We start from the raw sequence: 1142 nt of genomic DNA on the forward strand, positions 1-1142 counted from the left end.
TGCGCGCCGGCCGCCGCATGATGGGTGCGCGGCGTCCGGCGTGCCCGTCAGGGCTCACCGGAGGCCGGCCGAAAGCCCGCGACTCCCCGGAGGAAGCCATGCCGCAGCAACCCGTGAACGCCGTGCACCGGGTGGTCCCCTCCCCGGCGGGCCGCACGCATCTGGTGGAGGCCGGTACCGGGCCGCTGGTCCTGCTCGTGCACGGCTTTCCGGAGTCGTGGTACTCCTGGCGCCACCAACTGCCGGCGCTCGCAGCCGCCGGGTACCGCGCGGTCGCCGTCGACGTGCGCGGCTACGGTCGCTCCTCCCGGCCCGACGACACCGACGCGTACCGCATGCTCGATCTGGTCGAGGACAACGTCTCGGTGGTGCACGCGCTGGGCGAGCGTTCCGCGGTGATCGTCGGCCACGACTGGGGCGCGACGATCGCCGCCAACTCGGCGCTGGTCAGGCCGGACGTGTTCCGCGCGGTGGGGATGCTCAGCGTTCCCTACACACCGCGCGGCGGGCCGAGGCCCAGCGAGGTCTTCGCGCGGATGGGCGGGGACGAGGAGTTCTACGTCTCCTACTTCCAGGAGCCGGGCAGGGCCGAGGCGGAGATCGAGCCCGATGTGCGCGGGTGGCTCGCCGGCTTCTACGCCGCGCTGTCCGCCGACACGATGCCGGGCCCCGGGGCGCCGCTGCCGCACTTCGTCAGCCGGGGCGGCACGCTGCGCGAGCGGTTCCCCGCCGGCCCAGCGCCCTCCTGGCTCGGCACCGAAGAACTCGATTTCTATGCCGGGGAGTTCGAGCGCACCGGCTTGAGCGGGGCGCTCAACCGCTACCGGAACATGGACCGCGACTGGTCGGACCTCGCCGAGTTCGACGGTGCTCCGCTCACCATGCCGTCGCTGTTCGTCGGCGGCAGCGAGGACGCGTCCACCACCTGGATGGCCGACGCCGTCGAGGCGTTCCCCGTCACCCTGCCCGGCCTGGTCGCCTCGCACCTGCTCGACGGGTGCGGCCACTGGACGCAGCAGGAGCGTCCCGCCGAGACCAACCGCATTCTGACCGAGTGGCTCACCGCCCTGCCCGCCTGATCGCGGCACCGCCACGCGGGCAGGGTCCCGCCCGGCGGGCGGTGGGCCGGGCGGCGGGCGGCG

General features: G+C 74.1%; 1 protein-coding gene. It reads left to right on the top strand.

Translation table 11 applies throughout. The features are described from left to right. Positions 1 to 98 precede the first annotated feature (98 nt). A complete protein-coding gene (locus ACYVE9_RS27740; RefSeq protein WP_461030643.1) occupies positions 99 to 1079 on the top strand; it encodes an alpha/beta fold hydrolase in 981 nt (326 codons plus the stop codon). The last annotated feature ends 63 nt before the right edge of the window (positions 1080 to 1142 follow it).

Source organism: Streptomyces sparsus, from assembly GCF_054776295.1.